Annotated in this window: 1 protein-coding gene; it reads left to right on the top strand. The window is 68.4% G+C overall.

Features of this window, described 5'->3' with window-relative positions:
- On the top strand, positions 1-275 hold a 275-nt coding region (locus AC0L26_RS32035; RefSeq protein ID WP_473636089.1), incomplete at both ends, for a hypothetical protein.

The raw sequence follows: 275 nt of genomic DNA, 5'->3' as shown, positions 1-275 counted from the left end.
GGTGCAACGGGCGATACCGGTGCCACAGGCGCGACCGGCGATACCGGTGCAACTGGTGACACCGGCGCCACAGGCGATACCGGTGCAACTGGTGACACCGGCGCAACGGGTGCGACCGGCGATACCGGCGCGACTGGCGATACCGGTGCAACTGGCGCGACCGGCGATACCGGTGCAACTGGTGACACCGGCGCCACTGGCGACACGGGTGCAACGGGCGATACCGGAGCTACTGGCGATACCGGAGCCACAGGCGACACGGGTGCAACTGGTGA

The organism is Mesorhizobium sp. WSM4823, from assembly GCF_055811195.1.
This window is presented reverse-complemented; position numbering and strand designations above follow the sequence as displayed.